A 24,752-nucleotide genomic window follows, 5' to 3' on the forward strand; every position below is an offset into this window, starting at 1 on the left:
CACGGTGGCCGAACTATGATCGGACGGTGTCCGAATCCTCCCTCGCGGAAATGCTGCGGGCCCGTGGGCTGCGGCTGACGGCCCAGCGGCAGCTCGTCCTCCAGGCGGTGCTCGATCTGGGCCATGCCACACCGGAGCAGGTGCACACCGCGGTCCGGGAGGTCGCCGCCGGCGTCAACATCACCACCATCTACCGCACGCTGGAGCTGCTGGAACGGCTCGGCCTGGTCACCCACACCCACCTGTCGCACGGCTCACCGACCTATCACGCCGCGGGTGAGCACCAGCACGTCCACCTGGTCTGCCGGGAGTGTGGGGCGATCGACGAGATCGATCCGCTGCTGCTCCGCCCACTCGCCGACGAGTTGGCCGCGCAGCGCGGGTTCCGGGTGGATATCGGGCACGTGTCACTCTTCGGCGTCTGCGCACGCTGCGAGAACGGGGACAACAAATGATCGACATCGCGGGTGCGGTGGCCGTCGAGAGCATCGACGAGGCCAGCCGCGACCAGCCGGATCCGGCGCACGTCGCGGCCGGGGTGCGGGGGGTGGCCGCGCACTACGGCGACCCGCTGCGCGAGCAGCGCACCCTCGACACCGAGGTCGGCCTGGTCGACAGGTCGCACCGGGGGGTCATCGCGGTGCCCGGCGAGGAGCGCGCCGGCTGGTTGCACACGATCACCTCGCAGCACCTGACGACGCTGTCCGCCGGTGAGGGCACCGAGCTGCTGGTGCTCTCCCCGCACGGCCACGTCGAGCAGCACGCCCTCGTCGCGGAGGACGGCGAGACCGCCTGGCTGGACACCGAGCCGGGTGCGACCGAGGGCCTGCTGACCTACCTGGAGAAGATGCGGTTCTTCAGCCGGGTCGACCCGCGCGACGCGACAGCCGAACGGGCGCTGCTGTCGCTTGTCGGGCCGGCGGCGACGGAGGCGCTGGCCACGCTCGGCGTGACCGGGCTGGCCGCACCGGACGTGGTCGCGGTGCCCGGCCCGAAGTTCGCCGCCGGTGCCGTGCCACCACGGGCGAGCATCCGGTACGACGTCAAACCGCTGCCGATCGGCGGCTGGGCCCGACGGGGCCTGCTCGGGGTGGACCTGTTGGTGCCGCGCCAGGCGATGGACCAGGTGGTGGCGGAGCTGCGCGGCGCGGGTGTGCCGGTCGCGGGCCTGTGGGCGTACGAGGCGATCCGGGTGGCCGCCCGGCAGCCCCGGGTCGGGGTGGACACCGACCACCGGACAATTCCGGCCGAGGTGGATCTGATCGGCCCGGCGGTGCACCTGGACAAGGGTTGTTACCGGGGGCAGGAGACGGTGGCCCGGGTGCACAACATGGGCCGGCCGCCGCGTCGCCTCGTACTGCTGCATCTGGACGGGGTGACCACCGACCAGCCGCCGACCGCCGGTACGCCGGTGACCCTCGACGGCCGGGCGGTGGGCTTCGTCGGCACCGCCGTGTTGCACCACGAGCTGGGTCAGGTCGCTCTCGCCGTGTTGAAGCGGAACGTCCCGGACGACGCCGCGCTGCTGATCGGGGAGACCGCGGCGGCGATCGACCCCTCCTGAGCGGGCCGTCTAGGATCGCCGGCATGACGACAGGGACGTTGATCACGGTGGCCCCGACCGGCGCGGAGTCGGCCAAGGCGGAGGTGCCGGCGCTGCCGGTGACCCTCGACGAGCTGCTGCTCACCGCCAAGGAGTGCGAGGCGCTCGGCGCCGCCGTGATCCACGTCCACATCCGCGACGACGAGGCCCGGCCGTCGTTGGATCCGGTGCGTCTGGCCGACACGGTGGCGGCCCTGCGGGACAGCACCGGCCTGATCGTGCAGCTCTCCTCCGGGGGTGCGGTGACCGACCCGGAGGCCGCCCGGCTGGCCGTGCTCGACGCCGGACCGGACATGGCCTCCTGCACCATGGGCACCGTCAACTTCGGCGACGACGTCTTCCTCAACCGCTGGGAGTTCATCGTCGACCTGCACACCCGGATGCAGGAGCGCGGGATCGTTCCGGAGTACGAGATCTTCGACCTCGGCCACCTGTCCGCGTTGCAGCGGCTGCTCGGCAAGTACGGGCTGCCGGCCGGCGGGCACGTGCACGTCGACTTCGTGATGGGGGTTCCCGGCGGCATGCCGGGCACCACCGAGACGCTCGTCGCCGCCCATCGGATGCTGCGCGACCTGCCCGAGGGCACCACCTTCTCGGCCACCGGCATCGGCCGCAGCACGATTCCGGTGCTGCTGGCCGCGCTGTCGACGGGCGGGCACCTGCGCGTCGGTATGGAGGACACCGTGACGTACGCGAAGGGCCGCCCGGTGGAGTCCAACATGCAGTTGGTCGCCCGCGCTGTCGGTTTCGCCCAGCTCGCCCAGCGCCCGCCGCTGACCACCACCGAGGCCCGCGAGCTGCTCGGCCTGTAAGGACGGGCACGTCCCACGCCCCTGTCACCCGAGCGATGGACGACCTGGTCACCCCGCCGACGGGCACCCCAGGACCGTCGGTACCGTCCAGCGCGTGACGAAGACGTACGAGGGCGGCGCGCCGCTCGCCGAGGTGGTCCGGTCCGGGTTCGTGGAGGGTGCGCACCGCGGCTCGGTGGTGGTGCTCGACGCCGCCGGTGTGCCGGTGGCCGCCGCCGGGGACGTGCACTCGCCGGTCTTTCCCCGGTCGGCCAGCAAGCCGATGCAGGCGATCGGGATGCTTCGGGCCGGTCTGACGTTCACCGACCCGGCCGACCTGGCCCTGGTGTCGGCGAGCCATGCGGGTGAGGACTTCCACCTGGCCCGGGTCGGTGCGCTGCTGGAGCGCGCCGGGCTGGACGCGGAAGCGTTGCACTGCCCGCCGGACCTGCCGGCGGGCGCGGCCGCCCGGCAGGCGGTGCTGCGCGCCGGTGGCGGCCCGAGCAGGGTGCAGATGAACTGCTCCGGCAAGCACAGCGGGATGCTGTTGACCTGTGCCGCCGCCGGTTGGCCGCGGGAGGGCTACTGGCGGCCGGAGCACCCGTTGCAGCAGCGGTTGCGGGCGGCCATCGAGGAGTTCACCGGCGAGCAGGCGGCCGCGGTCGGCGTGGACGGTTGCGGCGCGCCGGTGCTCGCCGTGTCGCTGACCGGCCTTGCCGGGGCGTACCTCCGGCTTGTCGACGCCGAGCCCGGCTCGGCGCCGCGCGCGGTGGCCGATGCCATGCGCGCGTACCCGGAGATCGTCGGTGGCACCCAGGCCGACGACACCCGGCTGATGCGCGGTGTCCCGGGCCTACTGGCCAAGATCGGTGCCGAGGGCGTGTTCGCGGTGGCGCTACCGGGCGTCGGCGCCGTCGCCCTGAAGATCGACGACGGCGCCGACCGCGCCCGGATGCCGGTGTTGGTCTCCGCGCTGCGCCGGCTCGGCGTGGATGCGCCGGTGCTGACCGAGTATGCGGAGGTGCCGCTCTTCGGCGGCGGGGTCCCGGTCGGCGCGGTCCGCCCGCTCTGGTGACCGCCGCCTGACCCCCGCACCCCACCCCCCGCACCCCACCCCGCCCAAGATCCGAGCAACTTTCCCTGATGTTGCTGCCTGCGGCGTGCGGGAGGCAGCAACATCCCTGATGTTGCGCGGATCCTGGGCGGGGGTGCGCTCGAGTAGGGGAGGGAGAGGGACTAGCTCAGGAAGTCGAGCAGTGCGGCGTTGACCGGCTCCGGACGCTCCAGCGGCAGCAGGTGCGCGGCGTCCGGCACGTCGGGCAGTCGTACCGCGCCGGGGACCTCGGCGGCGATCCGGTCGGCGAGTCGACTGATGTCCGGCACGTCCGCGGCACCGGCGGTGACCAGGACGGGGATCCTCAGCTCGCCGAGGCGGCCGATCGCCGGTGGCGTCAGCTCGCCCACCTCGACCGCGCCGAGCGCCAGCTCGGCGGCGAGGGCACGCTGGTCCATCTCCTGCGCGAACGCGAGCAGTTCCGGGTCGACGTCCTCCGGTCGGCGGGCCGGGCCCACCACCCAGAACCGCACCTCGCCGGCCGCCCCGGCGACGAAGTCGTCGGGATCGACCTCGCCGACCAGGCTGTCCCAGAGGTCGTTGGCCTCCTCGGACCACTCGTTGCCGGAGACCGCGGTGTCGAACAGCGCGAGCGCGCCCACCCGGTCGGGGTGGGCCAGCGCGGTGTCGATGGCGACCGACCCGCCGAAGGAGCAGCCGACCAGGGCGGCCCGGGGCAGGTCGAGCGCGTCCAGCAGCCCGGCCACGTCGTCGTGGTGTGCGAACGGGGTCGGGGGCAGCTCCGAGTCTCCGTAGCCGCGCAGGTCCGGAACGATCACCCGGTGCCGGGTGGCGAGCGCGGGCAGCTGCCCCCGCCACATCCGCCGGTCGGCGATGCCGGCGTGCAGCAGCACGACGGGCGAACCCGTGCCGGCCTCGTCGTACGCGATGCTTGCTCCATTGACTGTGATCTTGTGCACGAACGGACCGTACGGATCGGCGAAGCGGCGCGCAAACGGGCGCTGAGACCTTGCTAACTGTGGCTAGCGTTTTGCTTGCAAGAGTTAGCGCGGCCGGTTAGCGTCGCTGTCATGGCCACACCCAAGGACCTTCCCGACGTCGGCGGGTTCATCCGCGATCTGCGGCGCAACGCCAAGATCTCGCTGCGGCAGCTCGCCGAGCAGGCGGGGGTCAGCAATCCGTACCTCAGCCAGATCGAGCGCGGCCTGCGCAAGCCGAGCGCCGAGGTGCTTCAGCAACTGGCGAGCGCGCTGCGGGTGTCCACCCCCGCGATGTACCTGCGCGCCGGTCTGCTCGACGACAAGGAAGGCCACGGCGTGCTCGCCGCCATCGCCGTGGACGCCGACCTGACGATGGCCCAGAAGCAGTCGCTCAGCCAGATCTACGAGACGTTCCGCCGGGAGAACGCCCGGCTGGCCGAGGCCCGGGCCGACACCGAGGGCACCGCCGCGACCGACGCGATCACCCCGACCGCCCCGACCGGCGCGACCGGCCCGACCGGCGGCACCGGCGCGACCACCCCGACCGACGTCGCCGACCAGCCCGCCGACCTGGCCAACCTGGCCGCCACCGGCCCCACCACCGCGGGCGGCACCCCGACCGAGGCCGTACTCGAGTCGGTTGCCGTCACCGAGGCGGGCGCCGCCCCCGCCCCACCCAGCACCCCCGAGAAGAAGGCCGCCGCGGCGGCCGAAGAGGAGACGTCATGAGCGAGCCGAAGACCAACCGCATCCCCGCCCCGATCTACGCCGCCGCCGGCGCCGGTGAGTTGGCCATCGAGCACCTGCGCAAACTGCCGGCAGTGGTCGGCGTCCTCGGCACCCGGGTCGTCGCCGACCTGGGCGGCCGGGCCGTGCTGACCGGCTTCGAGTTGCGCCAGAAGGCCACCGAGACGCTGCGTACCGCCAACGAGACGGCCGGGACGCTGCGCGACCGGGCGCAGGCCGAGCTGGACCTGACCAAGCTCCGCGAGTCGGCCGACCTGGCCAAGCTGCGTGAGGTTGCCGACCTGGCCAAGCTGCGCGAGGTCACCGACCTCGACAAGCTGCGCGCCGCCGCGACCCGCAACGCCATCATGGTGTTCGCGGGCGCGCAGGCCGCCCAGGAGCGGGCCTTCGCCGCGTACGGTGCGCTCGTCGCCCGTGGTGAGCGGGTCGTCGGCGCCGGTGTGCTGGAGGCCGCCGAGACGGTCAACGCCGACATCGAGGCGACCCAGGCCGTGACCCCCGTCACCACGGTCCCGGCCGCCCCGGCCGAGGTGCCGACCCCGGCCGACGTGGCCGAGATCGCCGAGGCCAGGCCGGCCGCCGTCAAGAAGGCCGCCCGTGCCCCGAAGGCCCCCAAGCCGGCCGCGACCCCCTCGGCGAAGCTGCCCGGGGCCACCAAGCGGACCCGCCCGGCAGCCGAGTAGTTCGTCCGGACGACGACCCCGGCGGCGTCCTTGTCGGACGTAGCCGGGGTCGTGGACATAAGCTTGCCGGCATGGCCAACGCCGCGCCGATCTTCGCCTTCGCCGTCCGCGAAGTGATCCAGCTGATCCTGCTCGTCTTCGCGCTGATCGTCCAGGGCGTCGCCCTGGTGCACGCGATTACCCAGCGCTCCGACGCCTTCCCCGCCATTGGCACCCTTCCGAAGGGCGGCTGGATCGCCATCCTGGCGGTCTGCCTCCTGCTGACTCTGCTCGGCTTCGGCCCGATCAGCCTCTTCGGACTGATCGGCATCGCCGCCGGTCTGATCTACCTCCTCGACGTCCGAGTCGGCCTCCGCGAACTCGGTGACGGCAAAGGGTCCTGGTGAGAGGTTTTCGCTGGCCACCCCCACCGGACAGCGGGCCCCGCACCTGGGGTCCCGGCCCGGGTGGGCCGCGGACCGGCCGACCGGCGCTGCCGGAGCCGGACACCGAGCTGGTCACCACCCCGCACGGCGTACGGCTGGAGCGCTTGGTCACCGGCACCGGTGATCCGGTCACCGTCTTCGCGCACGGGCTGGGCAACGGCATCGCCACCACTCGCCCGTTCGGCAGCGGAGTGACCGGCCGCAAGGTGTTCTTCCAGTTCCGCGGGCACGGCCGTTCCGAGGCCCCGGACGGTCCGTGGGACTACCTGGACCTGGCCCGGGATCTGCGCGCCATCGCGGACCTCGGCGGGGCCAGCCGGGCGTTCGGCGTGAGCCTCGGTGCGGGTGCCCTCTGCCGCCTGCTCGCGGAGAGCCCGGAGCGTTTCGAGAAGCTTGTCTTCTTCCTGCCGGCGGTGCTCGACGAGCCGCGCGGGCCGGTCGCCCACGAACGGATCACGGGTCTGTTGGAGGCGGTGCAGAGCGGGGACGCGTCGGCGGTCGCCGACGTCGTCTCCCTGGAGATGCCCCCGGCGGTGCGCAACACCCCGGCCGGCTGGGCGTACCTGCGGCAGCGGCTCGACCAACTGCTGCGCGACGGTTTGGCCGACGGGCTGGCCACGCTCGCGGCGCAGACGTCGCTGCGCCAGCTCGGTGACCTGGTGGCGGTCACCGCGCCGGCGCTGGTCATCGGCTGCGCGGGCGACGACCTGCATCCGGTCGAGGTCGCCGAGCGGCTCGCCGCCGCGCTGCCGCAGGCGACCCTGCACGTGTACGACAGGCCCGGCGTCCTCTGGACGGAGCGCGCCGACCTGCGGGACCGCATCGCCGGCTTTCTCAACGAGTAACGTGCCCTGTCATGGGTGTCACACAACACGGCCGCACGCACCGACTCGACCTCGCCGACCCGACCCTGCGCGAGTGGACCTGTACGGTCCTGCACGCCGACCCGGAGCAGGGCATCGTCCTGGACCGCTCGGCGTTCTACCCGGGCGGCGGCGGCCAACCACCGGACCACGGCGTGCTGCTGTGGCAGGGCGTGCAGACGCGGATCGTCGGCACCCGCAAGGGCGACGACCCGTACCTGATCCCCGCCGAGGGCGACCCGTTGCCGCCGGTCGGCACCGAGGTCGTCGGCGCGCTGGAGGACGAGCGCCGCAGCCGGCTGATGCGTACCCACTCCGGGTTGCACGTGCTCTGCGGTGTGGTGTTCCGCGACTTCGGCGCGCTCGTCACGGGTAACTCGATGGAACCGGGCGAGGCTCGGATGGACTTCAACCTTCCCGAGGTGCCACCGGATTTCAAGAGCCGCATCGAGGAGTTGGTCAACGCCGAGGTGGCCGCCGACCGGGCCGTCGCCACGCGGGTGCTGCCGCGCACCGAGGCCCTGGCCCTGCCGGACATCATCCGGACCCAGTCCAACCTCATCCCGCCGGACGAGCAGGAGGTCCGCATCGTCGACATCGTCGGGCTGGACGTGCAGGCCGACGGCGGCACCCACGTGGCGTCCACCGCGCAGATCGGCAAGGTGCAGGTGGTCAAGGTGGAGAGCAAGGGCCGGGCCAACCGCCGGGTACGCGTCCGACTTGTGGACTGAGTGACGCTGTCGCCCAGCAGGCTCAGGGTCGTGGCCGGCATGCCGCGACAGGATCCCCAGATCTTCTGCCCCCGCTTGCCGCAGCGGCTGATCGAGCACCGGCGAGCAGCCGGACGCACCTGTCTGCGCTCCTGTAGAGCTGCCCCAGATACGGGGCGCGGCGGATCGTGGTGGTCGCCCTCAGCGTCACCACCGCGAGGGGTCGAGGGTGTTGGTGGTCGCGTTCCGGCACCCAGCCCCATTTATGGGGCAGCTCTACAGGAGCGCGTGGCCCCTACCGCTGCCCGCCGCCCGCCGCCCGCCGTCGCCGTCGCGATCCTGGTTCGGGAATTCGGACGCCGGTTGTCAGGTATCGCTGACATGAACCGGCGGAGACCATCGAGGAGACCGCCGAGCTGGTCACCGCGGCCGGTGGCACCGGCATCGCCGTGCGGGTCGACCACCTGGTGCCGGAGCAGGTCCGCGACCTGGTCGCCCGGATCGACGCCGAGCAGGGCCAGCTCGACGTACTGGTCAACGACATCTGGGGCGGCGACCCGCTGGTCACCTGGAACCAGCCGGTCTGGGAACAACCCCTCGACGCCGGCTTCCGCACCCTGCGACTGGCCATCGACACGCACATCATCACCAGCCACTTCGCCCTGCCCCTGCTGATCCGCAAGCCCGGCGGTCTGGTGGTGGAGATGGGCGACGGGACCAAGGCGTACAACGACGAGAACTACCGGCTGTCGGTCTTCTACGACCTGGCCAAGGTGTCGGTCAACCGGCTCGCCTTCTCCCAGGCGCACGAGCTGAAGCCGCACGGCTGTACGGCGGTGGCGCTCACCCCCGGGTGGATCCGCTCCGAGGCGATGCTGGAGCACTTCGGCGTGACCGAGGAGAACTGGCGCGACGGCGCCGCCACCGACCCGAACTTCCTCATCTCGGAGACCCCGGCCTTCGTCGGCCGGGCGGTGGCCGCGCTCGCCGCCGACGAGGACAAGGCCCGCTGGAGTGGCAGGTCCGTCGACGCCGGCACGCTGTCCAAGGTGTACGGGTTCACCGACCTCGACGGCAGCCAGCCGGAGGGCTTCCGCTACATCACCGAGGTGGTCGACGCGGGCAGGCCGGCGGACGTCACCGGCTACCGGTAGAGCGAGCCGAGTCGCTCGGCCGCCCCGGCGAACAGTTGCCGCAACTCGGGTGGACCGAGCACCTCCACCTCGGGGCCGAGCCCCAGCAGTTGGTGGTACGCCACCTGGACCGACTCGACGGGCAGCCGCGCCACCACCCAGCCCTGCCCGTCGGGCGGGCTGGCGGCGGCGCGCAGTTCGTCGTACACGAAGGGGGCATCGACCAGGTGCCGGAGCTGGCGCAGGCCGGCGGGGCTCAGCCGGACGGCGACCTCGGCCCGCAGCATGGTCCGCAGGAACGACGCGGCCTGCTCGCGCCAGTGCCCGGCCAGGTCGAAGCCCTCGTCGCGGTCGAAGTGCTCCTCGCCCACCTCGACCCCGGTGACCCGGTCCACCCGGTAGGTGCGGGTGCCGTCGTCGACGCGACCAACCAGATACCAGACCCCACTCTTGAGCACCAGACCGTACGGCTGAAGCCGGCGGGTCACCTCCCGGTCGCCGCGCCGGTAGCGCAACTCCACCACCCGGTCCGCCCAGACCGCCCGGGCCAGCGCGGGAAGCCAGAGCGGTGCTGCGGTCTCCCGGAACCAACCCGGTACGTCCAGGTGGAACCGCTGCCCGGCGCGAGCCGGGGCGTCACGCAGGGCGGGTGGCAGCGCGGCCAGCACCTTCAGCTCGGCGGACGCGACAGCGTCGGCGAGCCCCATCTCGCCGGCCGGCCCGGGCAACCCGGCGAGGAACAGCGCCTCCGCCTCGTCCCGGGTCAGCCCGGTCAGTCGGGTGCGGTAGCCGCCGAGCAGGCGGTAACCGCCGGCCCGACCCCGGTCGGCGTAGACCGGCACCCCGGCGGCGGAGAGGGCCAGCACGTCCCGGTACACGGTCCGCTCGGAGACCTCCAACTCCCGCGCCAGCTCGCCGGCGGTCATCGACCCGCGCGACTGCAACAGCAACAGCAACGAGATCAGTCGGGAGGCGCGCACCCGCCCATCCTGCCCCGCGCACCAATCAGCGGATCCGATCACCGCTCGCTAGGCTGCTCGATCGTGGATGCCAGCAGAATCGCCAGCCCGGTGACCGGGGTCGTCGGCCGCTTCCTCGCCGGGGCGGGGCTGCTCCTGCGCGGGCTGGGCCTCTACGTCCGCAGCCCGGGGCTGATGCTGCTCGGCATCGTGCCGGCGCTGATCTCCGGCGCGCTGTTCCTGGCGGCGCTCGCCACACTCGTGTACTTCGTGGACGACCTCGCCGCGCTCGTCACCCCGTTCGCCGACGACTGGTCGAGCACCTCCCGCAGCCTGGTCCGGGTGATCGCCGGGTTGGCCTTCCTGGGGGTTGGCGGCCTGCTCGGGGTGCTCACCTTCACCGCGGTGACCCTGGTCATCGGCGACCCGTTCTACGAGAAGATCTCCGAGAAGGTCGAGCAGCGGTACGGCGGAACGCCCGGCGCGGTGGACGTGCCCTTCTGGTCGTCGCTGCGCCGCAGCCTCGCCGACTCGGTACGGCTGGTGGCGCTCACGGCGCTTGTCGGGATTCCGCTGTTCCTCGCCGGCTTCATCCCGGTGGTCGGGCAGACGGTCGTTCCGGTCATCGGGGCGGCGGTGGGTGGGTGGTTCCTTGCCGTGGAGCTGGTCGGTGCGCCGTTCTACCGGCGGGGGATGCGGCTGCCGCAGCGCCGGACGATCCTGAAGGCCGACCGGGCCGCCTCGCTCGGTTTCGGAGTGGCGGTCTTCCTCTGCTTCCTCATCCCGCTCGGCGCGGTGCTGATCATGCCGGCGGCGGTCGCCGGTGCCACCCTGCTGGCCCGTCGATCGTTGGGCCAATCAATCGAGAGGGACTGACATGGAGATCACCCTGGTCGAGGGGGACATCACCACCCAGCGGGTGGACGCCATCGTGAACGCCGCGAACTCCTCCCTGCTCGGCGGCGGTGGCGTCGACGGCGCGATCCACCGGCGCGGTGGACCGGCCATCCTGGCCGACTGCCGGGCGCTGCGGGCGTCCCACTACGGCAGGGGCCTGCCCACCGGCCAGGCGGTGGCGACCACGGCCGGAGAGCTGCCGGCCCGCTGGGTGATCCACACCGTCGGGCCGGTCTGGTCAGCAAGCGAGGACCGGTCGGCGTTGCTGCGCGACTGTTACGCCAACAGCCTGCGGGTGGCCGACGAGGTGGGCGCGTCCACTGTGGCGTTCCCGCTGATCTCGGCCGGCATCTACGGCTGGCCGCTCGACGACGCGGTCCGGCAGGCGCTGTCGGTGCTGCGTTCGGCCACGCCGGCCGCCGTCACCGAGGCCCGCCTGGTGCTCTTCGGCGCCGACACCCACGCGACAGCCCGCCGGGTCTTCGACGGCGCCTGACGTCGGCCGTAGCCGCGGTGCCCGCCTCGATCAGGTCAGGTCAGGTCGGCCAGGCAGGACCACTGCGACGTCACCGGTCGGTAGCCCAGTCGGGCGTTGATCGCCAGCATCGGCGCGTTGGCCTCGTCGTTCGAGGTGTACGCCACACGCACGCCGTTCGAGGCAGCCCGGTGCAGCGCCGCCACCTTGGCCAGCCGGGCCAGCCCCTGACCTCGGTACGCCGGAACGGAGCCCGTGTAGTCCGACCACATCCGGTCCCCGTCCCGCTTCACGAGACTGAAGGCGGCCACCACGCCGTCGACCTCGGCGGCGACGCTGGCCGTCTTGTCCAACCCGAGGTTGTCCCACACGTCGTACTGCCAGCTCTCGTAGCTGATCGCGTCGACCGGCACGTCGCCCGGTTCGTCCGCTGCCGAGGCCACATTCGCCACGTACAGCAGGTGGGGGTCCAGGTCGCCGATCGGGCGCAGCCGTACGCCCGGGGGCGGCTCGGGTAGCGCCGGTGCCGAATTCAGGTCGAGTGCCGAGTAGCGCACCTCTCGGCTTGGCTCGTAGCCGTGTCCGCGGGCGAACGGCAGCGCCTCCGACAGTGCCATGGCGCGCACCCGGCGGACTCCCAACGGGCGAAGGTGGTCGGTCGCGGCGGTCAGCAGGGCCGTCCCGAGGCCGCGCCGCCGGTGCTCCGGGTGCACGTGCAGCAGGTTGATGCCGCCGACGTCCGTCGCTGAGGTCGTCCCGATGCGTTCGGCGGACACCCAACCGACCACGCGATCGTCGACCTCGGCCACGAAGGCGGTCCAGGCCTGCCCGGGCGGTGGTTCCGCGATCATCTTCCGGGTCGACTCGACACCGCGCACCAGGTACGGAACGACCGTCGCCCGCAGGGCCACCACACCCGGGGCGTCATCCGGCTGCGCCACACGGATCCGCATGTCAGGCCCCCGTCCGTACGGCGGCGACGGCCTCGACCTCGACGAGCTGGTCGGGGTAGCCGAGCACGGTGACCCCGAGCAGGGTGCTGGGCGGGTCGTGGTCGCCGAAGAAGTCGCGCACCACCTCCCAGACGGTCACCAGGTCGGCCTGCCGGGAGGACGACACGTACACGGTGGTCTTGACGACGTCGGTGCGGGTTGCCCCGGCCGCCGCGAGGGCGGTCTGGAGGTTCGCCAGCACCTGCCGGGCCTGTGCGGCGTGATCGCCGGGCGCGACGGTGCGACCCTCGGCGTCCAGCGGGCAGGCGCCGGCGGTGAAGACCAGTCGGGCGGTCGACTCGACGGTGGCCGCGTACGCGTATTCGGCGACGTCGGAGAGTGCGGGTACGCGCAGCAACGCGACATGGTCAGGCATGCCGGCGAGGCTAACGACGTTCGCCCTCCAGAGCGAGGAGTTATCGGTTCCGCCCGGCGCGCCGAGGAGGCAGCAACTTCAGGGTTGTTGGTGCCTCGTGACGTCTGGAGGCAGCAACAACCTCGAAGTTGTGCAGATCCTGCCCGCGGGCCCGACCGGTTTACGCGGAGGCGCGGCGGATCAGTTCGGTGGGGAGCATGACCGCCTGCTCGATCGTCTCCCCGGCGGCCAGCCTGAGCAGTTGACGGGTCATCCGGCGGCCCAACTCCACGATCGGCTGCCGGACGGTGGTCAGCGGTGGCTCGGTGTACGCGGCGGTCTCGATGTCGTCGAAGCCGACCACCGCGACGTCCGCCGGCACCCGCCGGCCGGCTTCGCGCAGCGTCCGCAGGGCGGCGTGCGCCATCAGGTCGGAGGCGGCGAAGACGGCATCCAGGTCGGGGTGCTCGGTGAGCAGTTGACGCATCGCCGCCGACCCGGACTCCCGGGTGAAGTCACCGACGGCGATCAGCTCGGGCAGGCCCGCGTCGGCGACCGCGCTGCGGTAGCCGCTGAGCCGTTCGATGCCGGCGACCATGTCCTGCGGGCCGGCGATGGTGGCGATCCGCCGACGACCGCTGTCGACCAGGTGTCGGATGGCCGCGGTCACGCCGGCCACGTGGTCGACGTCGACGTACGGTACGGGCACGTCGCCGAGCGGCCGGCCGCTGACCACCACCGGGATGCCGAGCCGGGCGAGCGTGCCGGGCAGCGGGTCGGCACCGTGCAGCGAGGCGAAGAGCACCCCGTCGACGTGCCGGCCGGTGGTGTACCGCTCGACCCGGTGGTGCCCGGCCGGTGAGCCGGCGAGCATCAGCACCAGTTGCTTGTCGGCCGCCTCGAGCTCCTGGCTGACGCCGCGGATGATGCCGGGGAAGACCTGGTCGTCGGAGAAGACCCGGGTGGCTGCCTCCGGCATGACCAGGGCGACCGAGTCGGTGCGTTGGGTGACCAGGCTGCGGGCGGCGAGGTTGGGCACGTAGCCCAACTCGGCGACGGCCCGGGTGACCGCCTCCCGGATCGGCTCGGCGACGGTGGTGGAGCCGTTGACCACCCGGGACACGGTGGCCCGGGACACCCCGGCCCGCGCCGCCACCGCTTCGAGCGTCGGCCGTTGCGCCGTCGTCATCGTGCCTTTCCCCCCGCTCGTCCCAGCCCGTTCCGGGTGACACCCCGTGCCTCTGGGCCGGGTAGTCGACGCGCCGCAGCCCGAACCGTTGCGGTGACCGTCGGCCCGGTAGAGGTGTCCAGGAACGACCATACGAGAAGACCGCCACGGCAGATCGCCCCGCCGAGGGTGGCCGATGCGGCACGCCCTGTCAAGAGAGCGCTCTCTCACCCTCGCGGCACCGACCCGAACGAGGGCGCCACCCGCCGGGGTGACGCCCTCGGTCAGTGCGAATCGATCACTTGGCCCGCAGGCCGTCCAGCAGGGCACGATCGCCGGCAACGACAAGCGTCTCGAAGCTCACCCGGCCCCAGAGCGCCAGCAACAGGTCGCTCGCCGTGCCGCTGACCTGCGCCCGAGCGTGATGATCGTCGTGGTCGAAGATGGTCGCCGTGTCGAGCAGCGCCACCCCCTCACCGCGCAGCCGCAAATACCACTCCTGGGCCGCGTCGGTCGCGGTGAGCTGCACCACCCCGCGCCAGTCGCCAGGCGTCCGCCGCCGACCCGCCGGCAGCCAGGTGTCCAGCACCTCGCTCACGCCGTCGGCCGCGAGCTTCGCCTCCACCGGATCGCCGGCCGCGATGGCGAGCTGGGCGTCCCACCGGTGCACAGCCGTCTCGTGTGCCATCCGACGCGGCCAGAAGCCGGCCTTCTTCGGCTGCGGGGCCCAGTTCCACGCCGGTGCCTCCGGGTCGAGCCCGTCGAAGACGGTCATCAGCTTGTCGTACCCCTGCTGCCACAGCTGGAGCGGGCTGACGCCCGGGTCCGCCGCAAGCGGCTCCCGGCGGGCCGGCTGAGCGGTCTGGCCGGACCCGGCGAACGACGAAACCCAGTGGTAGATGCCAGCGAGGTGCAGTGTGAGGTCGTTGACCGTCCAGCCCGGACAAGACAGAACCGGTGTCTCCGGCGGGGCCTCGGCCACCGCCGCCGCGAACGCCGGGCCCTCCGCCCGGAGCGCCCCGATCCAGAAATCCTTGCTGCCCTGCAGTCTGCTCATCGCCATCCTCCCGGGGGTGCCGGGCGACCAATGGGTGCCACGGCTATCAGTCAGCCTAAGGTGAAGGGCGTGCCAGACGCCTCCGCCCAGCCGACAACCGAAGCCGATCGTGCCATCCCTGGTCCACTGGCCAGCTACACCACTCTACGGATGGGTGGGCCGGCCGAGCGGATCGTGACCGCCACCAGTGCCGACGAGATCGTCCGGGCCGTCCGAGCCGCGGACGAGCCGGTCCTGATCCTGGCCGGTGGCAGCAACGTCGTGGTCGGCGAGCCCGGCTTCCCCGGCACCGTCGTGCTGGTGCGCTCCCGTGGCCTGAGCGTCGTCGCCGAGGACGCCGGGTTCGTCACCGTACGGGTCGACGCCGGCGAGCCGTGGGACGACCTGGTCGCCGCGACCGTTGCCAACGGCTGGGCCGGGCTGGAATGCCTCTCCGGCATCCCCGGCTCGACCGGTGCCACCCCGATCCAGAACGTCGGCGCGTACGGCCAGGAGGTCGCCGAGACGATCACCGGCGTCGAGGTGTACGACCGGGTCGAGGGCACCCGACACACCATCCCCGCCGCCGACTGCGGGTTCGCCTACCGGGGCAGCATCTTCAAGTACCGGGACCGCTGGGTGGTGCTGTCCGTCGACTTCCGACTCACCCGGTCCCCGCTCTCCGGCCCGGTGCGCTACGCCGAGCTGGCTCGTGCGCTCGGTGTCGAGGTGGGCGACCAGGTGCCGTTGGCGGACGCCCGAGCGGCGGTGCTGCGGCTGCGCGCGGGCAAGGGCATGGTGCTCGACGCCACCGACCCGGACACTCGTTCGGTCGGTTCCTTCTTCACCAACCCGGTGCTGGACCAGGCGACGTACGCGCTGCTCCTGGAGCGCTCCGCCGAGCTGGGCGACCCGCCCGCCTGGCCGGGAGCCGACGGCCTGGTCAAGGTGAGCGCGGCCTGGCTGATCGACAAGGCCGGCTTCACCAAGGGCCACCCCGGCGAGGGCGGAGTCTCGATCTCCAGCAAGCACACCCTGGCCCTGACGAACCACAGCGGCACGGCCAGCACCGGTGACCTGCTCACCCTGGCCCGAGACATCCGCGACACGGTGCAGACCCGCTTCGGCGTAACCCTCCACCCCGAACCAGTCCTCATCAACTGCACCCTCTAACCCCGACCCCGACCCCGACCCCGACCCCGACCCCGACCCCGACCCCGACCCGCCCCCAGCCCACGCGATCTTGCAGTTTCTGCCGGGGCATAAGGGGTGTAGCGGGGCAATCAGCGACAGAAAGTGCAAGATCGACGAGGTGGGGGTGGGGCGCGGGGGCGCGGGGGGTGGGGCATGAGGGGCAGGGCGGGTGGGGTTATGGGAGGGGCCAGGGGAGGGTTAGTTCGCCTTGGCGCCAGCGGGACGGCCCGCCCAGGATGGGCCATCCTGCCTCGCGGAGGCGCGTCACCGCTCGCAGCCATCGTTGACGGGGGCCGAACGTGGCGTACGGGGCGGCGGCCTGCCAGGCGTCGTCCAGGGCGCGGATCAGGTCGTGCACCTGCTCACCGGGGACGTTGCGATGGATCAGCGCCTTGGGCAGCCGCTCGGCCAACTCGGCGGGGCTGCCCAGCGTGGTGAGTTTCGCGGCCAGGGTCAGCGTCCGAGGGCCGTCGGCGTCGACCAGCAGCCAGCTCGCGAGCCGCCCCAACTCGTCGCACGTGCCCTCGACGAGCACCCCGCCCGGGGCGAGCGCAGCGGTCATCGTCCGCCAAGCGTCCGGGACCTCGCTCTCGTCGTACTGTCGAAGCACGTTGAACGCGCGGACCAGCACCGGCCGGAGCCCGGCCAACTCGAACCCACCCCGGGCGAACGTCAGGCCGGGCGGGTCGGCGGCCGGGGCCGCGGCGGCCACCCGGGCCGGGTCGATCTCCAACCCCACCAGCCGTACGTCGGGACGAACCCCCGCCGCCAGCCGCGCGCGCAACTCCACAGCGGTCACCGGGTTGGCGCCGTAGCCGAGATCGACCACCAGGGGGTCGGTCGCCGCCAACAGCCGTTCGGCGCAGGTGGCGACAATCCAGTTGTCCACCCGACGGAGCCGGTTCGGGTTGGTCGTGCCGCGCGTGACCACACCGAGCGGCCGACGCCGTGCCACGCCGCTCACTGCGCACGCCGCCCGGTCGGCGTCCGCTCGCGACTGCGGGGCTCGCAAACCCGGCTCACTCCTCGCGCTTCACTGGCCGACCCGGTGCACCTTGTGCTGTGCGGCCTGCGCCCGCGGCCGGACCACCAGCCGGTCGACGTTGACGTGCTCGGGGCGGGTGGCGCACCAGGCGATGCAGTCGGCGACGTCCTCGGCGACCAGCGGCCCCGGCACCCCGGCGTAGACGGCGGCCGCCCGTTGCGCGTCCCCCTCGAAGCGAACCAGCCCGAACTCCTCGGTCTGCACCATGCCCGGGTCGATCTCGATCACCCGCAACGGCCGGCCGCACAACTCCAGACGGAGCGTGCCGGCGATGGCGGTCTGCGCGTGCTTCGCGGCGGTGTAGCCGCCCCCGCCCTCGTACACCGTCAGGCCGGCGGTGGAGGAGACCACCACGATGGTGCCGGAGCCGGACGCCTCGAGCGCCGGCAGCAGCGCCTGGGTGACCCGCAGCGTGCCGAGCACGTTCACGTCGTACATCCACTGCCAGTCGGCGACCGAGCCGGACTCCACCGGGTCCAGCCCGCGCGCGCCTCCGGCGTTGTTGACAAGCAGGGTGACCGGCCCGGGCGCCTGGGCGGCGGCCCCGGCCAGCCCGGCCACCGACTCGTCCGACGTGATGTCGCAGGTCACGGCGGTGGCCTGCCCGCCAGCGGCGGTGATGTCGGCGACCAGGTCGGCGAGCCGCTCGGCGCGACGGGCGGCGGCGAGCACGTGGAAGCCCTCGGCGGCGAGTCGGCGGGCGGTGGCCGCGCCGATTCCGCTGGACGCTCCGGTGACGATGGCGACAGGGGTCATTGCGACATTGTCCCCCGCCCGTGGGACCCGGGCGGACCGGGCGGGGCGACCGTCGACGGGCGTGCGGTGATGAGGTCCGTCACCCCCGGGACCCGCGCCGGGGAATTTCCGATGCCCGATGGGGAAGATGACGTCTGGCGTACAGGTTGACCGAGAAGCGCCGGTCGTGCGAGACGGCATCTACCGTGACAAAGGAGCGGATGTGGCGGAACTGCACACCGGTGTCGGGCGTCAGCGAGGTGCCCAACCGTGGCCCCGGCCCCGTCGCATCGCCACCCTCTCGGTGCACACCTCCCCCCTGCACCAACCCGGCACAGGCGACGCCGGTGGCATGAACGTCTATATCCTTGAGGTCGCCCGGCGACTCGCCGAAGCCAACGTCGAGGTGGAGATCTTCACCCGGGCCACCTCCGGCGACCTGCCCCCGGTCGTCGAGATGGCACCCGGGGTGCAGGTCCGCCACATCACCTCCGGTCCGCTGGAGGGCCTCACCAAGGAAGAGCTGCCCGGTCAGCTGTGCGCCTTCAGTGCCGGGGTGCTGCGCGCCGAGGCGTCCCGCCCGCCCGGGCACTACGACCTGATCCACTCCCACTACTGGCTTTCCGGCCAGGTCGGCTGGCTGGCCAAGGAACGTTGGGGCGTTCCGCTTGTGCACACCGCACACACCCTGGCGAAGGTCAAGAACGCCCAGCTCGCGGCCGGCGACCGGCCAGAGCCCAAGGCCCGGGTGATCGGCGAGGAGCAGGTGGTCGCCGAGGCGGACCGCCTGGTCGCCAACACCCGGGTCGAGGCAAGCGACCTCGTCGACAGGTACGACGCCGACCCGGCCCGGGTGTCCGTCGTGCAGCCGGGTGTCGACCTGGGCCGGTTCCGGCCCGCACTGGGCGACAGGTCCGCGGCCGCCCGCGAGGCCCGCCGTCGGCTGGGGCTTCCGATCGATGGGTACGTGGTTGCCTTCGTCGGTCGGATCCAGCCGCTCAAGGCCCCCGACGTGCTGATCCGCGCGGTTGCCGCCCTGCGCGAACGCGACCCGGCGCTGGCCGACCGGGTGACAGTGGTGATCTGCGGCGGGCCCAGCGGCAGCGGGCTTGACCGTCCGACCGCGCTGATCGAGCTGGCTGCCACGCTCGGTGTCGCCGACGGGGTGCGGTTCCTGCCACCGCTCACCGGAGACGACCTGCCCGCCCTGTACCGGTCGGCCGATCTCGTCGCGGTCCCGTCGCACAACGAATCGTTCGGGCTGGTCGCCCTGGAGGCGCAGGCCTGCGGTACGCCGGTGCTGGCCGCCGCCGTCGGAGGGCTGGTCACCGCCGTGCGGGATGAGGTCAGTGGCGTACTGATCGACGGTCACGACCCGGTCGACTGGGCCCGTGCGCTGGGCCGCCTGCTGCCGAACCGGGCCCTTCGGGCGGAGCTGGGCCGCGGGGCCGAGCAGCACGCCCAGCACTTCTCCTGGGACCGTACGGTCGCCGGTCTGCTCGGCGTCTACGGCGAGGCGATCGCCGCGCACCGGGCCCGGCTCGCGGCCGACCTGGCAGCCGACCCGGCACTCTCCTGCTCCTGGTGACCGGTGAGCGTCGCCTGCCCGGTGGGCGTCGCGTGCCCGGTGGGCGTCGCGTGCCCGGTGGGCGTCGCGTGCCCGGTGGGCGTCGCGTGCCCGGTGGGCGTCGCGTGCCCGGTGGGCGTCGCCTGCCCGGTGGGCGTCGCCTGACCGGGCGTCGCCTGACCGGGCGTCGCCTGACCGGGCGTCGCCTGACCGGGCGTCGCCTGACCGGGCGTCGGCTGACCGGGGCGTCGCCGCCAACCGGTGCGCGGGCCGGGTCGGTCGTAGAGTGGGTCCGGTGAGCCCGAAGAGCGATCTTGCGACCCTGATCGAGTCGGTCTGCGCCGAGCGGGAGCTGGCCTGGGAGTCGACAGGCCCCGGCTCGTACGCGGTGACCCTGCCGGGCACACACAAGCTGAAGACGGTCTGCAACCTGATCGTCGGCGAACACGCGCTGCGGATCGAGGCGTTCGTGATGCGCCAGCCGGACGAGCGCCGCGAGGAGTTGTGGGCCTGGCTGTTGCAACGCAACGCCCGGATGTACGCCGTCTCCTTCTCCACCGACGCGGTCGGCGACGTGTACCTGACCGGGCGGGTCAACCCGGCCGGCGTGGACGCCGACGAGTTGGACCGGCTGCTCGGTTCCGTGCTGACGTACGCCGACGAGTCGTTCGACACGATGCTGGAGATCGGCTTCGGCAGTTCGATCCGCCGCGAGTACGAGTGGCGGGTCAAGCGTGGCGAGTCGACAGCCAACCTGGCCGCGTTCGCCCACCTCTTCGAGCCCTCCGGCTCGGGCCCCGACCCAGCCTGACCACCCCGCGCCAAGATCCGCGCCCCGCGCCCCGCACCCCGCGTCAAGATCCACGCAACTTCCCGGATGTTGCTGCCTCCGACAGGTCGAGAGGCAGCAACATCCCCGATCTTGCGCGGATCTTGACGACGCACACCGCCCGCCCCGCCCGGAGCGGGGTTTTGGATCCAGCACGGTCATGGCGTGTCGTCGGAGGTTCGGACTGCTCCTGACGGGTATGCCGCACCGCGCGGTGCGGCGAGGGACCCCCGCGCGCCGAGGACGGAGTGTCAAGGAGCGGAGCGTCCCATGGCTCAGCGGAACAGCTCAGGTCGCGGCGCGACTGCGACCAGGACGAAGCGACAGGCCGGCAACCAGACGCCGGGTACCCCGGGAGTCTCCGAGTCGGAGATCTCCCGGATGCGGGTGGACGACATCCGCGGGCAACTGCGTAGACGCGGGGTCTCCGGGATCTCCGCGCTGCGTAAGCCCGACCTGGTGAAACAGTTGGTCCGCTCGATGCGGGCCGGTGCGGGTCGGAGCAGCACCGGCCCGACGGGCCGGGCCACCGGTACCCGGGCGTCGGCCGGTCGTGCCGCCGCCACCAGGAAGTCGGCGGCCAGGCCGGCGTCGAGCCGCGCGAAGGCCGCGCCAGCGAACAAGAGCGCGCCCGCGAAACGGGCCGCCGCGACGAAGGCGACCGCCGCGCGGAAGTCGGCGGCGGCGAAGAGAGCGCCGGCGAAGAAGGCGACCGCCGCGAAGAGGACGACAGCGGCGGCGAGGTCGACGTCCGCCCGTAAGACGGTGGCCGCGCGGAAGACCACGGCGGCACGCAAGACGACGCCGGCCCGGAAGACGACGCCGGCGCGTACGACTGCGGCGGCCCGGAAGACGACGGCGGCCCGTACCGCGCCCGCGCGGAAGGCACCGGCGCGGCCCGCGGCGAAGCGTGCGGCGCCCGCCACGCGTACCACCGCGAAGCGGGCGGCACCTGCGAAGCGCACCACGGCGAAGCGGGCGGCACCCGCCAAACGTCCGGCGACCCGGTCGGTCAGCAGCGGCACGACGACAGGTGGGATCCGGACCGGGCGGGGTACCGGACGGTCGGTTCGCAGCTCGCAGGTCATCTCGTCGCTCCAGGACCAGCCGGAGCGGCCGGGACGGAGCCTGATCACCACGAACCACGAGGTGATCCAGCGTTGGGCCCGCGAGCGTGGGGCCAGGCCGGCAACCATCACGGGTACCGAGCGGGACGGCCGTGCGGGCGTTCTGACCTTCCACATCCCCGGTTACCGCGAAAGTAGCCGAAATCGCGAGATCACCTGGGATGAGTGGTTCTATACCTTTGACCTTCGCCGGCTGAACCTGATCTATCAGGAACAGTTGCGCGACGGCCGGCAGAGCAGCTTTTTCCGGACCGAGTCGCCCGATCGGGAGGACGGCTGAGGTGTTTGCGGGAATGGCTGACGGGTACGCGGCTGTTGTCAGAGACTGAGGCCCGAGCAGCGGATACTCGTCAGTTGTGACCGGCGAGACAGGCGTTCTGGGTTGAATCCAGAATCTGGGCGAACTAGCTTTATTGCACCGCGCCACGCTTGGAAACGTTCGGGGGAGCGGCGGATCGATCAGGTCCGTGCACCAGGCGAGGCGCGAGGGGACGGGTGGATTTACCGTTGGGGGACGGTGCCCACCTGTTTGGACCGGCGGCTGAGCGGGCGATGCTTACGGGGGTGAGTGTTGCCCGCCGCCGCCGGCCCCACCGGCGGGCGCCCACCACGACCTCAGGGCCGTGGTGGGCGCTTTGCCGTGTTTCGTCGATCATGCGCTTGGCACCCGGTGAGCGGACGGCGTCTGCTCCTGGCGCAGGGCGGCGACGCGTCGCTCCCGGGGTGGTCCGGCGAGCAGATGCCCGACCGCTGCCGCCAGGCCCAGCCCACCCACCAGCAGCAGTGCCCCGCGCCGAGGTGTTGCAGGCTCACCCCGCCGAGGGTGGGTGCGACGAACGCCGCGGCCGGGAACGTCAGGTAGAAGACCGCCTGGTAGCGCGCGCGTAGCCGCGGTGGCGCCAGGTCGGCGTTGATCTGCGCGTTGGGCGGGGCGGCGAGCATCGAGCCGATCGTCCAGACCACGGCGGCGATCAGGTAGACGGCCAGTTCGTCGGCGACGGCGAGTGCCCCGAAACCGAGCGCGAGCAGCGCGGTGGAGGCGGCCAGTACGACGTCCTTGCGGTGCCTGTCGATCAGCCGGGGCACGAACAGTTGCCCGATCACGATCAGCGCGCCGCCGAGCGCCACCACCAGCCCGTACGCCGATGGGCCCAGGCCGTCGGCGCGCATGGCCAGCGGCATGATCGTCGACGTCTGCATGGTGAGTACGGCCAGCACGAAGGTGAGCCCGACGAAGACCAGGAAGGTGCGGTCGGTGAGCGCGGTGTGCAGTCCCGGTCGGCGGGGCCGGATCGTCGTGGGTGTCGGGCTGTCGGCGGGTGGAGCGGCCAGTCGTAGGGTCTCCGGCACCTTCCAGCCGATCACCGCGGCGGCGGTCAGGGTGGCACCGGCGTCGACCAGGAACAGCGCGGTGAAGCTTGCCTCGGCCAGCACTCCGGCGAGCATCGAGGCGACCGCCATGCCCAGGTTGAACGCCCAGAACTGGAGGTTGAACGCGCGTGAGCGGCGTTCGGCGGGCACCACGTCGACGATGGCCGCGACGAACGCCGGGCTGGGCATCGAGTGGACCACGCCGACAAGTGCGGAGAGCGCCGCGATCAGGAGTAGGGGTTGGCTGAAGGCGAGCGCCACCATCAGGGCGGCCGTGGTCAGGTGCGCGGCGAGCAGGGTCGCCCGGCGGCCCCACCGGTCGGCGAGAACACCGCCGAGGAGCACTCCGGCCGCGCCGCCGGCCCCGTACGCGCCGACCACCGTGCCGGCCAGCCCGACGCTCGCTCCGCGTACGTCGGTGAGGTAGAGCGGGAGGAACAGCATGGCGAACGCGCCGGCCCGGTTGATCAGCAGGCCGGTCCAGAGATACCAGAAGGTGGCGGGAAGCCCGCCCGCGGTGTCGTGCCACAGGCGCCGCAGGGCGTGCACTCGTCCTCCATACAGTTCGCTTTCTTAACTGTTTCGAGTGCAGAGTAGGAACTCGGGCCGCCCCGGCGCCAGCCGTCAGGCGGCTGCCTCGGCGGGTTGCGGCGTCCGGCCGGTGTCGACAGGTGCCAGCGCCTCGCCGGAGCGGCGCAGTGCGGCGGCCCGCCGCTCCCGGGCCGGGCCGGACACCAGGTGGGCCACCGCGGTCAGTACGCCGAGCGCGGCGCAGCCGTACCAGAGTGTGTCGTTGCCGCCGTGCTCGCGCACCAGTCCGCCGAGGATCGGTGCGCTGGCCCCGGCGATCTGCCAGGACAGCGAGAACACGCCCTGGTAGCGACCGCGCAGCTCGGCCGGCGAGAGCTCGGCGATCAGCGTGGAGTTGGACGGCGAGTTGAGCATCTCGCCGACCGTCCAGATCAGCACGGTCAGCCCGTAGAACCAGGGGGTGCCGGCGAACGCGGTGAGCCCGAAACCGACGCCCATCACCACGGACGCCAGCGCGAGCACGTGGGAGCGGCTCCGACCTCGGATCAACCGGGGTACGAAGAGTTGGCCGACCACGATGAGGACCCCGTTGAGCGCGATCACGGAGCCGTAGGTGGCTGGGCTCAGGCCGTCGTCGCCCATGGCGATCGGCAGCATCGAGATGTGCTGGAGGAAGACCAGCGCGGCGAACAGGTTGAGAGCCACGAAACCGAGGTAGACACGGTCGGTGAGGATCGCGCGCAGGGCGCCGCGTGGAGTGGTGGCGGTGGCAGTGGCGGAACGGGCCTGTCGGGTCTCCGGCACCCGGGTGAAGATGATCAGCGCGGTGATCAGCATGGTGCCGGCGTCGACCACGAAGAGCAGCAGGTAGTCGGCCTGCGCGGCGAGGCCGGCGAGGACGGCGGCGCAGGCGAAGCCCAGGTTGATCGCCCAGTAGTTGAGCGAGAAGGCGCGCAGCCGGTCCTTCGCCGGCACCACGTCGATCATCATCGCGCCGAACGCGGGCCGGGCCGCCTCGGCGAACATGCCGAGCAGCAGGGCGCCCAGCGCCACCGCCCAGAGATCCCGGGCCAGGCCGAGGCCGATCATCATCGTGGCCGCGCCCACGTGGGCGGTGAGCAGTGTCGGCCGGCGACCCCACCGGTCCGCGAGGGTGCCGCCGGCGGTGGTGCCGAACGCCCCGCCGACGCCCCAGAGGCCGATCACCAGGCCGGCCTGGGAGGCCGAGAAGCCACGTTCCTGGGTGAGGTAGATGGCGAGGAAGACGAGAACGAACGAGCCGAGCCGGTTGATCAGGGTGCCGGACCACAGGTACCAGAAGGTGGTCGGTAGGCCGCCGGTGGTGTCCCGGAACCAACTCCGCATCGTCCGCATCTGGCGCCCCGCTTGCAAGTAATGACCGCTATGACTGTTGCGCCTTACAACCCTAGTGGCGGGGTGATCCGCTGGTCATCCGCATTT

At 72.3% G+C, this 24,752-nt stretch carries 25 protein-coding genes and 2 pseudogenes; 16 read left to right on the top strand and 11 right to left on the bottom strand.

The window, feature by feature from the left end; translation table 11 throughout:
* The first annotated feature begins 26 nt into the window (after positions 1-26).
* The 4 genes from ACGFIW_RS14790 (at position 27) to ACGFIW_RS14805 (ending at position 3,469) form a co-directional block, all read left to right on the top strand.
* Positions 27-455: a Fur family transcriptional regulator gene (locus ACGFIW_RS14790; RefSeq protein ID WP_393314829.1), complete on the top strand. Its 429-nt coding sequence runs from the start codon at positions 27-29 to the stop codon at positions 453-455.
* On the top strand, positions 452-1,564 hold the full coding sequence (locus tag ACGFIW_RS14795; RefSeq protein WP_393314832.1) for a YgfZ/GcvT domain-containing protein: 1,113 nt from the start codon (positions 452-454) through the stop codon (positions 1,562-1,564). Before ACGFIW_RS14790 ends, ACGFIW_RS14795 begins: the two co-directional genes overlap by 4 nt.
* Positions 1,565-1,587: 23 nt before the next feature.
* Entirely contained in the window at positions 1,588-2,415 is an 828-nt protein-coding gene (locus ACGFIW_RS14800; protein WP_393314835.1) for a 3-keto-5-aminohexanoate cleavage protein, read from the top strand.
* 94 nt (positions 2,416-2,509) lie between these two features.
* Positions 2,510-3,469, top strand: a complete 960-nt coding sequence (locus ACGFIW_RS14805) for an asparaginase (protein WP_393314838.1) — start codon at positions 2,510-2,512, stop codon at positions 3,467-3,469.
* Between the two features lie 161 nt (positions 3,470-3,630).
* Here the strand turns inward: ACGFIW_RS14805 and ACGFIW_RS14810 are convergent, their stop codons facing one another.
* Entirely contained in the window at positions 3,631-4,428 is a 798-nt protein-coding gene (locus ACGFIW_RS14810; protein ID WP_393314841.1) for an alpha/beta fold hydrolase, read from the bottom strand.
* A gap of 111 nt (positions 4,429-4,539) precedes the next feature.
* Between ACGFIW_RS14810 and ACGFIW_RS14815 the strand changes: the two genes are divergently transcribed.
* From ACGFIW_RS14815 to ACGFIW_RS14840, 6 genes and pseudogenes are all read left to right on the top strand, one after another.
* Positions 4,540-5,178: a helix-turn-helix domain-containing protein gene (locus tag ACGFIW_RS14815; protein ID WP_393314844.1), complete on the top strand. Its 639-nt coding sequence runs from the start codon at positions 4,540-4,542 to the stop codon at positions 5,176-5,178.
* Positions 5,175-5,879 (top strand): hypothetical protein, encoded by a 705-nt coding sequence (locus ACGFIW_RS14820; protein ID WP_393314846.1) that lies wholly within the window; start codon positions 5,175-5,177, stop codon positions 5,877-5,879. The genes ACGFIW_RS14815 and ACGFIW_RS14820 overlap by 4 nt, the downstream gene beginning before the upstream one ends.
* A 71-nt stretch (positions 5,880-5,950) precedes the next feature.
* Positions 5,951-6,265: a DUF2516 family protein gene (locus ACGFIW_RS14825; protein ID WP_393314849.1), complete on the top strand. Its 315-nt coding sequence runs from the start codon at positions 5,951-5,953 to the stop codon at positions 6,263-6,265.
* On the top strand, positions 6,262-7,149 hold the full coding sequence (locus ACGFIW_RS14830) for an alpha/beta fold hydrolase (RefSeq protein ID WP_393314852.1): 888 nt from the start codon (positions 6,262-6,264) through the stop codon (positions 7,147-7,149). Before ACGFIW_RS14825 ends, ACGFIW_RS14830 begins: the two co-directional genes overlap by 4 nt.
* Positions 7,150-7,160: 11 nt before the next feature.
* Positions 7,161-7,898: an alanyl-tRNA editing protein gene (locus ACGFIW_RS14835; protein ID WP_393314855.1), complete on the top strand. Its 738-nt coding sequence runs from the start codon at positions 7,161-7,163 to the stop codon at positions 7,896-7,898.
* Positions 7,899-8,269: 371 nt separating this feature from the next.
* A pseudogene (locus ACGFIW_RS14840) lies at positions 8,270-9,031 on the top strand (SDR family oxidoreductase); the annotation flags it as partial.
* Here ACGFIW_RS14840 and ACGFIW_RS14845 read toward each other — a convergent pair.
* Positions 9,022-9,990 (bottom strand): helix-turn-helix transcriptional regulator, encoded by a 969-nt coding sequence (locus ACGFIW_RS14845; protein WP_393314858.1) that lies wholly within the window; start codon positions 9,988-9,990, stop codon positions 9,022-9,024. The pseudogene ACGFIW_RS14840 and the gene ACGFIW_RS14845 overlap by 10 nt on opposite strands.
* A gap of 63 nt (positions 9,991-10,053) precedes the next feature.
* Here ACGFIW_RS14845 and ACGFIW_RS14850 point away from each other — a divergent pair, with 63 nt between their 5' ends.
* Both ACGFIW_RS14850 and ACGFIW_RS14855 read left to right on the top strand, forming a co-directional pair.
* Complete coding sequence (locus ACGFIW_RS14850; protein ID WP_393314861.1) at positions 10,054-10,845, top strand: EI24 domain-containing protein; 792 nt, start codon at positions 10,054-10,056, stop codon at positions 10,843-10,845.
* Position 10,846: 1 nt separating this feature from the next.
* Positions 10,847-11,362 carry an O-acetyl-ADP-ribose deacetylase gene (locus ACGFIW_RS14855; RefSeq protein ID WP_393314864.1) on the top strand — a complete coding sequence of 172 codons (516 nt, stop codon included), beginning with the start codon at positions 10,847-10,849 and terminating at the stop codon, positions 11,360-11,362.
* A 35-nt stretch (positions 11,363-11,397) separates the two neighbouring features.
* On the opposite strand, the gene ACGFIW_RS14860 is transcribed toward ACGFIW_RS14855, so the two are convergent.
* The 4 genes from ACGFIW_RS14860 to ACGFIW_RS14875 all read right to left on the bottom strand — a co-directional run bounded on the left by ACGFIW_RS14860 (position 11,398) and on the right by ACGFIW_RS14875 (position 14,913).
* Positions 11,398-12,294 carry a GNAT family N-acetyltransferase gene (locus tag ACGFIW_RS14860; protein WP_393314867.1) on the bottom strand — a complete coding sequence of 299 codons (897 nt, stop codon included), beginning with the start codon at positions 12,292-12,294 and terminating at the stop codon, positions 11,398-11,400.
* 1 nt (position 12,295) lies between these two features.
* Positions 12,296-12,709, bottom strand: a complete 414-nt coding sequence (locus tag ACGFIW_RS14865) for a RidA family protein (protein ID WP_393314870.1) — start codon at positions 12,707-12,709, stop codon at positions 12,296-12,298.
* A gap of 160 nt (positions 12,710-12,869) precedes the next feature.
* Positions 12,870-13,877, bottom strand: a complete 1,008-nt coding sequence (locus tag ACGFIW_RS14870) for a LacI family DNA-binding transcriptional regulator (RefSeq protein WP_393314873.1) — start codon at positions 13,875-13,877, stop codon at positions 12,870-12,872.
* A gap of 277 nt (positions 13,878-14,154) precedes the next feature.
* On the bottom strand, positions 14,155-14,913 hold the full coding sequence (locus ACGFIW_RS14875; protein ID WP_393314876.1) for a maleylpyruvate isomerase family mycothiol-dependent enzyme: 759 nt from the start codon (positions 14,911-14,913) through the stop codon (positions 14,155-14,157).
* Between the two features lie 30 nt (positions 14,914-14,943).
* On the opposite strand from ACGFIW_RS14875, the gene ACGFIW_RS14880 reads away from it, so the two are divergent.
* On the top strand, positions 14,944-16,065 hold the full coding sequence (locus tag ACGFIW_RS14880; RefSeq protein WP_393314879.1) for a UDP-N-acetylmuramate dehydrogenase: 1,122 nt from the start codon (positions 14,944-14,946) through the stop codon (positions 16,063-16,065).
* A 196-nt stretch (positions 16,066-16,261) separates the two neighbouring features.
* Here ACGFIW_RS14880 and ACGFIW_RS14885 read toward each other — a convergent pair whose 3' ends face one another.
* Together ACGFIW_RS14885 and ACGFIW_RS14890 are read right to left on the bottom strand one after the other, a co-directional pair.
* On the bottom strand, positions 16,262-17,041 hold the full coding sequence (locus ACGFIW_RS14885; protein WP_393314882.1) for a class I SAM-dependent methyltransferase: 780 nt from the start codon (positions 17,039-17,041) through the stop codon (positions 16,262-16,264).
* Positions 17,042-17,119: 78 nt separating this feature from the next.
* Positions 17,120-17,887 (bottom strand): SDR family oxidoreductase, encoded by a 768-nt coding sequence (locus tag ACGFIW_RS14890; protein WP_393314885.1) that lies wholly within the window; start codon positions 17,885-17,887, stop codon positions 17,120-17,122.
* 202 nt (positions 17,888-18,089) lie between these two features.
* Here ACGFIW_RS14890 and mshA point away from each other — a divergent pair, with 202 nt between their 5' ends.
* Positions 18,090-19,454, top strand: coding sequence for a D-inositol-3-phosphate glycosyltransferase (gene mshA / locus ACGFIW_RS14895; RefSeq protein WP_393314888.1), 1,365 nt, complete (start codon positions 18,090-18,092; stop codon positions 19,452-19,454).
* Between the two features lie 274 nt (positions 19,455-19,728).
* Positions 19,729-20,244: a YbjN domain-containing protein gene (locus ACGFIW_RS14900; RefSeq protein WP_393314891.1), complete on the top strand. Its 516-nt coding sequence runs from the start codon at positions 19,729-19,731 to the stop codon at positions 20,242-20,244.
* A gap of 293 nt (positions 20,245-20,537) precedes the next feature.
* Here ACGFIW_RS14900 and ACGFIW_RS14905 read toward each other — a convergent pair whose 3' ends face one another.
* Positions 20,538-21,401, bottom strand: coding sequence for a hypothetical protein (locus tag ACGFIW_RS14905; protein WP_393314894.1), 864 nt, complete (start codon positions 21,399-21,401; stop codon positions 20,538-20,540).
* 10 nt (positions 21,402-21,411) lie between these two features.
* Here ACGFIW_RS14905 and ACGFIW_RS14910 point away from each other — a divergent pair, with 10 nt between their 5' ends.
* A complete protein-coding gene (locus ACGFIW_RS14910) occupies positions 21,412-21,669 on the top strand; it encodes a hypothetical protein (RefSeq protein ID WP_393314897.1) in 258 nt (85 codons plus the stop codon).
* Between the two features lie 372 nt (positions 21,670-22,041).
* Here ACGFIW_RS14910 and ACGFIW_RS14915 read toward each other — a convergent pair.
* Together ACGFIW_RS14915 and ACGFIW_RS14920 are read right to left on the bottom strand one after the other, a co-directional pair.
* Positions 22,042-23,309 (bottom strand): annotated as a pseudogene (locus ACGFIW_RS14915) (MFS transporter).
* Between the two features lie 75 nt (positions 23,310-23,384).
* Positions 23,385-24,665 carry an MDR family MFS transporter gene (locus ACGFIW_RS14920; protein WP_393314899.1) on the bottom strand — a complete coding sequence of 427 codons (1,281 nt, stop codon included), beginning with the start codon at positions 24,663-24,665 and terminating at the stop codon, positions 23,385-23,387.
* Between the last annotated feature and the right edge of the window lie 87 nt (positions 24,666-24,752).

This window comes from Micromonospora sp. NPDC048935 (assembly GCF_043197875.1).
GTDB lineage: Bacteria > Actinomycetota > Actinomycetes > Mycobacteriales > Micromonosporaceae > Micromonospora.

What these genes read in the sequence shown, in the direction of transcription:
- ACGFIW_RS14865 (WP_393314870.1), bottom strand. Translation starts at nt 12,709, where the DNA reads ATGCCTGACCATGTCGCGTTGCTGCGCGTACCCGCACTCTCCGACGTC.
- ACGFIW_RS14855 (WP_393314864.1), top strand. Translation starts at nt 10,847, where the DNA reads ATGGAGATCACCCTGGTCGAGGGGGACATCACCACCCAGCGGGTGGAC.
- ACGFIW_RS14795 (WP_393314832.1), top strand. Translation starts at nt 452, where the DNA reads ATGATCGACATCGCGGGTGCGGTGGCCGTCGAGAGCATCGACGAGGCC.
- ACGFIW_RS14815 (WP_393314844.1), top strand. Translation starts at nt 4,540, where the DNA reads ATGGCCACACCCAAGGACCTTCCCGACGTCGGCGGGTTCATCCGCGAT.
- ACGFIW_RS14880 (WP_393314879.1), top strand. Translation starts at nt 14,944, where the DNA reads ATGGGTGCCACGGCTATCAGTCAGCCTAAGGTGAAGGGCGTGCCAGAC.
- ACGFIW_RS14920 (WP_393314899.1), bottom strand. Translation starts at nt 24,665, where the DNA reads ATGCGGACGATGCGGAGTTGGTTCCGGGACACCACCGGCGGCCTACCG.
- ACGFIW_RS14800 (WP_393314835.1), top strand. Translation starts at nt 1,588, where the DNA reads ATGACGACAGGGACGTTGATCACGGTGGCCCCGACCGGCGCGGAGTCG.
- ACGFIW_RS14870 (WP_393314873.1), bottom strand. Translation starts at nt 13,877, where the DNA reads ATGACGACGGCGCAACGGCCGACGCTCGAAGCGGTGGCGGCGCGGGCC.
- ACGFIW_RS14820 (WP_393314846.1), top strand. Translation starts at nt 5,175, where the DNA reads ATGAGCGAGCCGAAGACCAACCGCATCCCCGCCCCGATCTACGCCGCC.
- ACGFIW_RS14875 (WP_393314876.1), bottom strand. Translation starts at nt 14,913, where the DNA reads ATGAGCAGACTGCAGGGCAGCAAGGATTTCTGGATCGGGGCGCTCCGG.
- ACGFIW_RS14860 (WP_393314867.1), bottom strand. Translation starts at nt 12,294, where the DNA reads ATGCGGATCCGTGTGGCGCAGCCGGATGACGCCCCGGGTGTGGTGGCC.
- ACGFIW_RS14890 (WP_393314885.1), bottom strand. Translation starts at nt 17,887, where the DNA reads ATGACCCCTGTCGCCATCGTCACCGGAGCGTCCAGCGGAATCGGCGCG.
- ACGFIW_RS14835 (WP_393314855.1), top strand. Translation starts at nt 7,161, where the DNA reads ATGGGTGTCACACAACACGGCCGCACGCACCGACTCGACCTCGCCGAC.
- ACGFIW_RS14825 (WP_393314849.1), top strand. Translation starts at nt 5,951, where the DNA reads ATGGCCAACGCCGCGCCGATCTTCGCCTTCGCCGTCCGCGAAGTGATC.